This window comes from Lentzea indica, from assembly GCF_012184385.1.
GTDB classification, from domain to species: domain Bacteria; phylum Actinomycetota; class Actinomycetes; order Mycobacteriales; family Pseudonocardiaceae; genus Lentzea; species Lentzea indica.
Map to the genome: position 1 here is coordinate 1 of NZ_VSRL01000367.1, position 6950 is coordinate 6950.

General features: G+C 69.1%; 8 protein-coding genes. 6 read left to right on the forward strand and 2 right to left on the reverse strand.

What is annotated here, in order from left to right; genetic code table 11:
• The first annotated feature begins 150 nt into the window (after positions 1 to 150).
• A complete protein-coding gene (locus FXN61_RS45880; RefSeq protein ID WP_167980093.1) occupies positions 151 to 801 on the forward strand; it encodes a response regulator transcription factor in 651 nt (216 codons plus the stop codon).
• A gap of 94 nt (positions 802 to 895) precedes the next feature.
• The gene (locus FXN61_RS45885) at positions 896 to 1522 is read left to right on the forward strand and encodes a hypothetical protein (protein WP_167980094.1); all 627 of its coding nucleotides are present in this window, start codon (positions 896 to 898) and stop codon (positions 1520 to 1522) included.
• Between the two features lie 6 nt (positions 1523 to 1528).
• Here FXN61_RS45885 and FXN61_RS45890 read toward each other — a convergent pair whose 3' ends face one another.
• Both FXN61_RS45890 and FXN61_RS45895 read right to left on the reverse strand, forming a co-directional pair.
• Entirely contained in the window at positions 1529 to 2191 is a 663-nt protein-coding gene (locus tag FXN61_RS45890; RefSeq protein WP_167980095.1) for a response regulator, read from the reverse strand.
• On the reverse strand, positions 2182 to 3324 hold the full coding sequence (locus FXN61_RS45895) for a sensor histidine kinase (RefSeq protein ID WP_167980096.1): 1143 nt from the start codon (positions 3322 to 3324) through the stop codon (positions 2182 to 2184). Before FXN61_RS45895 ends, FXN61_RS45890 begins: the two co-directional genes overlap by 10 nt.
• 136 nt (positions 3325 to 3460) lie before the next feature.
• Between FXN61_RS45895 and FXN61_RS45900 the strand changes: the two genes are divergently transcribed.
• From FXN61_RS45900 to FXN61_RS45915, 4 genes are all read left to right on the forward strand, one after another.
• Positions 3461 to 4798, forward strand: a complete 1338-nt coding sequence (locus tag FXN61_RS45900) for a DUF8832 domain-containing protein (RefSeq protein ID WP_188136208.1) — start codon at positions 3461 to 3463, stop codon at positions 4796 to 4798.
• A 61-nt stretch (positions 4799 to 4859) separates the two neighbouring features.
• Entirely contained in the window at positions 4860 to 5180 is a 321-nt protein-coding gene (locus FXN61_RS45905) for a FixH family protein (protein ID WP_167980097.1), read from the forward strand.
• A gap of 79 nt (positions 5181 to 5259) precedes the next feature.
• Positions 5260 to 6285 carry a hypothetical protein gene (locus FXN61_RS45910; protein ID WP_312878522.1) on the forward strand — a complete coding sequence of 342 codons (1026 nt, stop codon included), beginning with the start codon at positions 5260 to 5262 and terminating at the stop codon, positions 6283 to 6285.
• Positions 6278 to 6799, forward strand: coding sequence for a hypothetical protein (locus tag FXN61_RS45915; protein ID WP_167980099.1), 522 nt, complete (start codon positions 6278 to 6280; stop codon positions 6797 to 6799). The genes FXN61_RS45910 and FXN61_RS45915 overlap by 8 nt, the downstream gene beginning before the upstream one ends.
• The last annotated feature ends 151 nt before the right edge of the window (positions 6800 to 6950 follow it).

Below are 6950 nucleotides of genomic sequence, written 5' to 3' on the forward strand. Positions count from 1 at the left end.
GCGAACGGTGAGCCTGCTGCGCACCACCACCGAGGTGCGGGTGGCGGTGGTGGCGGACGCGCCGGCCGTGCTGACGGAAGCGTTCGGTGCACCGGAGTCGGTCATGGTCGAGACGAGTGTCCACAGCGGACTGGTGAGAAGTGAGGCGAAATGGCGGACGACGTGACCGCGGTCGTGGTCGACGACCATCCCGTTGTGCGCGCCGGTGTGGCGCATTGGCTGTCCACAGCGGAGCCACCGATCGCACTCGTGGCGAGCGGCGAGGACCCCGGCGTGGCGTGGAGCGGTCCTGGTGCCGGTGCCTCGGTGGTCGTGCTGGACCTGCACCTCGGCGGCGTCACGCCCGCGACGTCCGCACTGCGCAAGCTCGTCGAGGACGGCCGCAAGGTCGTCGTGTACTCGATGCGCTCCGACGACGAGATCGCCCTGCAGTGCCTGGAGATCGGGGCGCTGAGCTACCTGACCAAGGCCGAGGGCGCCGACCACCTGGTGCAGGCCGTGCGCGCGGCCGCGGCCGGTCACTCGTACACCCCACCGGCGCTCGCGGGCGCGCTGGCGGGTGACAGGTCAGAGACCCGTCCCGCGCTGTCACCACGGGAGACCGAGGTCCTCGTCGAGTGGTTCCAGTCCGAGTCGAAGGAGTTCGTGGCTCAACGGCTGAACATCACGCTCAGCACGGTGAACTCGCACCTGGAGCGGATCAGGGTCAAGTACGCCGCGATCGGCAGGCAGGCACCCACGAAGGCAGCGCTCGTGGCGAGGGCGATCCAGGACGGGCTGATCGGCCTCGACGACCTCTGAGCCGCGTGTGGTGCGAACGACCGATACCGCTGTGATGACCTTCGACCTAGCCTCCTCTGCGTCCCAGGTTTCCAGCTGTACGAGGAGTTCCGCAGTGACGCACGCCCGAGGCCCCGTGTTCATCGCCGCAGCCGCGACGGCGGGCCTGCTCCTGTCGGCCTGCGGTTCCGCGACCTCCGGTGTGGCGACTCCCGCCTCCACCGAAACGACGACGCCCAGCACCGAAGCCAGTGACACGTCCGCCACGTCCGCCGCGCCGGTCGATGCGGGCGGGGACGTCACCGCTCCCGGCGCCAAGCTCAAGGTCGGCGCCCGCGCGGTGATCCCGCTCGCGTCGAGCGGCAAGAGCGGCACGATCGCGGTCACGGTCACCGCCATCGAGGCGGGACCGAAGGAGGATCTCGCGAAGTTCGGCGACAAGGCGAAGAACATCACGCCGTTCTACCTGCGGGTGCGGGTCGAGAACGTGAGCGGCACCGACCTCAGCTACACCTCGGTCTCCCTGCGAGGCCTCGGCGGCGACGGCAAGGGCACCGGCGTGATCATCAGCGGTGACACGCCGAAGTGCGACTCCACCAGTGCGCCGAAGACGTTCACGACGGCGGGTGCGTCGTACGAGACCTGCGTGCTGAGCGGTGCGCCGGACGGCTCGAAGGTGGCGGCGGCCGCGTACAACCGTGGTGACGGCTACGACAAGTCGCCCGTGGTCTGGGAGGCCTGATCTCCGCTAGTGCGGACGAGCGCGCACTAGTCCGTTGATGTGCGCGTAGGCGACGGCGTGCACCCGATCCCGCAGCCCCAGCTTGGAAAGCACGCGGGAGACGTGCGTCTTGACCGTCTCGTCCCCGACGTGCAGCCGGGCCGCGATCTCGGCATTGCTGTACGCCGCCGCGATCAGCAGCAGAACCTCGCGTTCGCGCGCGGTGAGCAGCTCGAGCCCCGGCGGCGTCGGGGGAGGGGCGAGGCTGACGGCGAACCGCGCGATGAGGCGCTGGGTCACCGACGGGTCGATCAGCGCGTCACCACGTGCCGCCACCCGGACCGCGGAGATCAGCTCCTCCGGTGGCAGGGACTTCAGCAGGAAACCGCTGGCTCCTGCCTTGAGCGCCCGGTACACGTACTCGTCGCTGTCGTAGGTCGTCAGCAACAGGACCTTCGTGCGGTTCGCCGGGTCGGAGAGGATCATCTCGGTCGCGCCAAGCCCGTCCAGTTTGGGCATTCTGATGTCGAGCACGGCGACGTCCGGGCGCAGCCGTGCCACCTCGGTCACGGCAGCCCTGCCGTCGGCGACCTCGGCCACGCACTGGAGGTCCGGCTGCGTGTCGAAGATCGCGCGCATGCCTGAGCGCAGCATCGCGTGGTCGTCGGCGAGCAGCACCGTCAAGGGCATGACACCTCCAGGGGGAACGTGACGACGGTGCGCCAGGTCCGCCCGTCCGGTTCGAGTCCGGAGCGGGTGGTCCCGGCGAACATGCCGGCGCGGTTGCGGATCCCGACCAGGCCGCGGCGCACCGACCCGGCGTGGCCGTTGCCGGAACCGGCCGTGTTCTCCGCGGTGATGGTGAGCGAGTCCGGTGTGTAGTCCAGCGTCACCATCACACCGGACGAGTCGCCGTGCCGCAGCGCGTTCGTCAGCATCTCCTGGATGATCCGGTACACCGTGATGTCCAACGACTCCGGCACGTCGCGATGCTGCCCGCGGACCTCGAGGCGTGCCGGTGTCCCTGCCGCGCGCACGTTCTCGAAGAGCTCGTCGAGGTTGTCCAGCCCCGGCTGCCGCGCGCCTTCCGACTTGTCGCCGTGCAGCAGGTCGAGCAGGTGCCGCAGGTCCACCATGGCCGCGCGGCTGGAGGTCTCGACCGACCGCAGCGAGCCCGCCAGCTTCGTGTTGCCGTCCGGCAGGCCCAGCCGGGCCGCACCGGCGTGCAGGCCGATCGCGCTCACGTGGTGCACGATCACGTCGTGCAGGTCGCGGGCGATCGCGCTGCGCTCCTCGGTGATCGCTTTGGTGACCGCCGCCGTCGCGTCTCTCCTCTCCATCTCCGAACGCTTCTCCAGTTCGGCGAGGTAGGCGCGGCGAGCCGTGGTGTACCGGCCGACGAGCCACGGCAGCAACGCTGCCTTCGCCACCACGAGCAACGCGTGCGCCAGGCCAGCGCCCATGAAGAGCGCGCAGCTGAAGAGACTGGCCGAGAGCACGCCGAGCGACGCCCACGCCGGAGCGCCGCGCAGCCAGGCTCCCGCGCGGTAACCGGCGATCAACTGCCCGGCGTCGTTGGCGTAGATCCGCAGGCCCGTCGTGAAGAGGATGATCATCGGAACGGCCGCCTGCGCCACCGCGACCCAGCCGGACAACCTCGCGGGACCGGCCAGCAGCGCGTCGACCGCCAGGGTCACCACGAGCACACCTGCCGTCACCCACGGCGGATTGCCGTCGAACAGCACGAAACCGGCATCGGCGACCATGCACACGGCCGCTACCAGTCTCGACTGGTGCTTCAGGGGCAGCTTGATCGGATCCATCGCTCGTGCATCTTGCCGGATCCCCACCCTGAGAACCTCCCGTTTCGCAGGGGTCGGACGTCCCCCGTGCGGGGGACTCGGTTTCCGTCCCGGCAGTGACGCTTTCGGTCCGCCATGATCGATACGTTCGGTCGCGATGAAGCAACGTGTTGCGATCTTGCTGCTCGTGCTGGGGGCGCTCCTCGGGTTCGCCGCACCGGTACTGGCCGACGCTGCCCAGGCCGGCGGGGACGTCCACATCGGGCAGACGCTCGGCGACCGCGATCTCACGGTGATCATCCGGCGGGTCGCGGAGGTGCCCGGCCCTGTGCACGTCGACGTGGTGACGCACGCCGGTTCACCGCCGGGCGAGATCACGCTGACCGCACGGGCCGCGGGTGCGCCGAGCAGTGCGGCCAAGGTCGTTCTCGGTGCTGTGCCCGGCTTCCACTCGGGGGTCGTGCACGTGGACAGGCCCGGTCCGTGGGAGTTGGCGATCGACGAGGCGACCATTCCGTTCGTCGTTCCGGCGATCGTCCCGTCGCCGTGGGAGAACGCGACCTACGGCGGGTTCATCGCGGCCGGCGTGCTGTTGCTCGTGGCGCTGTTGTTCGCTGTGTCCGGCAAGCCCGTTCTAGCGCTCGTCCCCACCGCGGGCATGGTCGCCGCGGCCGCCGTGGCGGTGACGGCGGCGTTGCTGGCGCCGAGCATTCCGCCGGTGGCGGCACCGGGTACGCAGCTGGATCCGACGTACGACAACATCATGAACCCCTACCAGCGTACGTCCATTGTGGACTTCTCGCGGCCGCCGGTGAACCTGGTGCCCCGCATGGAAGGCAAGGACCTCGTGCTGAGCCTGACCGACGGGTCCACCGGCCGGCCGGTGGACGACCTGCTGGTGCACGACAGCGCGTTCATCCACCTCGTGGTCGTGTCCCCGTCCGGGAATCTCCGGCACCTGCACCCGGTCCGCACGGCTCCTGGCGAGTACCGCGCTCGTCTGCGGGATCCCGAGCAGGGCACGCACGCGATCGCCGCCGAGATCGCCCGGCGCGGTGGGGGAGTGCAGCTGCTGCGGTCGAGCGTCGACGTCTCCGGCGCGGCATCTGTTGTTCCGAACGACGGAAAAGCCGATGTCGCAACCGAAATCCGGGAAGCGGGAAGGCCGAGCACGATCACCGCCCGGTTCGGCGAGCGGAATCTCCAGCCGTGGCTGGGAATGCTCGGGCACATGATCGTCGTCGGCCCGGTGACAGACGGTCCTGTGAGCGCACCGATCTGGGCGCACGTGCATTCGATGATCCCGCCGACCCCGGGCATGCCCGACCAGCCGGACGAGAGCGTGGCCGCGTACGGCCCGGACGTGCCGTTCACCTACTCGTTTCCGTTGCCCGGCAGGTATCTCGTGTGGATCCAGGTTGAACGGGACTACTCGATCGTGACGGTACCCGCGGTCGTCGACGTTCCGGGAGCGAAGGAGGTTTCCGCGAAGTGAAGCGCTACGTGCTGGGAGCCTTGGCCGCAATGGCCGCGCTGATGGGCACGCTGGTGGTGCTGTGGCCCCGCAGCGTCGAGGCACAGCCGCATCTCGCGGAAAGCGCGCAACTCCGGTTCTGCTCACGCCTGCGAGCACGAAGTCCGGCGGCAACTCGTTCGACCTGCGGATCACCGACCGGTTCGGCAATCCCGCCCAGGGATCCGAAGTGGTGGTCGAACCGGCGATGCCGCAGATGGGCCACGCGCTCGCCCCGATCACCGCGGCGGCGCTGGAACCCGGCCACTACCAGGTCGGCGCCGACCTGTTCATGGCCGGTCAATGGGAAATCACCGTGTCATTCGACACCGAGCGGGTGGTCATCCCACTCCTGCTCACCTGAAGGGGGATCAGTGGACATCACGGCGACTACGACACCAGCCACGGTTGCTGTCCCGAGGGGTGTGGTACCGGCGAGTCTCGTGCTCGGCGGCACCCTCATCTCGCTCATCGGCCTGACGTGGGACATTCAATGGCACTCCGACGTCGGGCCGGACACGTTCTTCACGCTGCCGCACCTGTTCCTGTACGCGGGCAGCGCGATCTCGGGCCTGGCGAGCCTGGTCGTCGTGCTGATGACGACCGCGGACGCCAAGCGCGGCAGGCCGGTCGACCCGATCGTCGGCGGCCGCGCGGTCGGCGTCTTCGGCCGCACGTTCGCCGCGCCCGTCGGCTACCTGATCTCGGGCATCGGCGCGGCGCTGTTCCTGGTGTACGGCCTGTGGGACCAGTGGTGGCACGGCCTTTACGGCTTCGACGCCGTGATCGCGTCACCACCGCACATCGGCCTTCTGCTGTCGATCTCGATCACGATGGTCGGCACGGTCATGATCTTCTCGGTGGCGTCTGACCAGACCTGGGGAACCTACGGCGTGGTCGGGTCCGCGGCGGTGCTGCTCGCGTTCAGCACGGTGACCGTGCTCGGCCTGCAGGCAATGCCGCGCAGCATCGTCAACTCGGTGAACGTGGGCACGGCGTTCCTGATGGTGATGATCCTGTTCATGGCCGCGCACGCACTGAACCGGCGAGGCGGTGCCATCGTCGTCGCAGTGGCGGTCGCGGCATTGCAAGCCGTCTTCTGGTGGTTCTCGCCGTGGGCGACCGAGGTCTACGCGGACGCCACCGGTCTGCCGCTGCGCGACTACACCGACGGCGTTCCCGCGTTGCCCAACATGATCCCGATGTCGCTGATCATCGTCGCGGTGGCCGTGGAACTGCTGCACAAGCTGCCCGCGTGGCTGCCAGGAGCGGTCGGTGGCGTGATCGTGACGGCCTGCGCGCCACTCCAGCGCATCCTCACCTACGGCGGCTCCTTCCCGAGCGCGGACAGGTACGTGGCGACCATCGTGGCCGGCGCGGCGTTCGGTGCCGCCGCTGGGATGCTCGGCCGGCGGTTCGGCCACATGCTGCGCCACCTCGCACCAGCAAAGGAAGGCCGTCATGCGTAAAACGTTGCTGGGACTGCTGGGCACGGTCGCCCTGCTGTCCGGCCTCGCATCCCCGGCGCTGGCCTTCGAGCCGGTGAACGTCGTCCACACCGAAAAGGTGCAAGCGGGGCCGTACGACCTGACGGTCGGCTTCAGCACCTGGCCTGTCAAAGCCATGCAGTCGCTGGACTTCACGTTCGCGCCGGAGGACGGGATCGCGGGCAAAACGGGCACGCTGACCATGATCTGGGACGGCAAGGAGCAGGACGACGATCCGCTGGCGCGGCACCCCCGCAAGCGCGATGTCTGGGGCCTGGACATCCAGGCGCTGCCCGAGCCGGGGACGTGGACCTTCCGGTTCGACATCAACGGCCCGGCGGGCGCGGCGACCGGCGAGCTCAGGAACCTCCAGGTGATGGAGCAGCCCGGCCCGCCAATGGGTCTGTCCTGGGCCATCAGCACCCTCCCGCTGTTCGGCCTGATCGCGCTGATCGTGATCGCGTGGCGGCGAACCAGGACAACGGTGAACCCCTGAAAGCAACGGCGTCCGCAAGTACCGAGCCTTTTCCATCCTCATGATCGGGTGCGTTGTTCGAGGGTGAGGATGGCGCGGGCGTAGTGGGTGACCCGTTCGGGGCTGGCGCGGACTCGGGTGAGGACGCGCCAGTTCTTGAGGGTGGCGATGC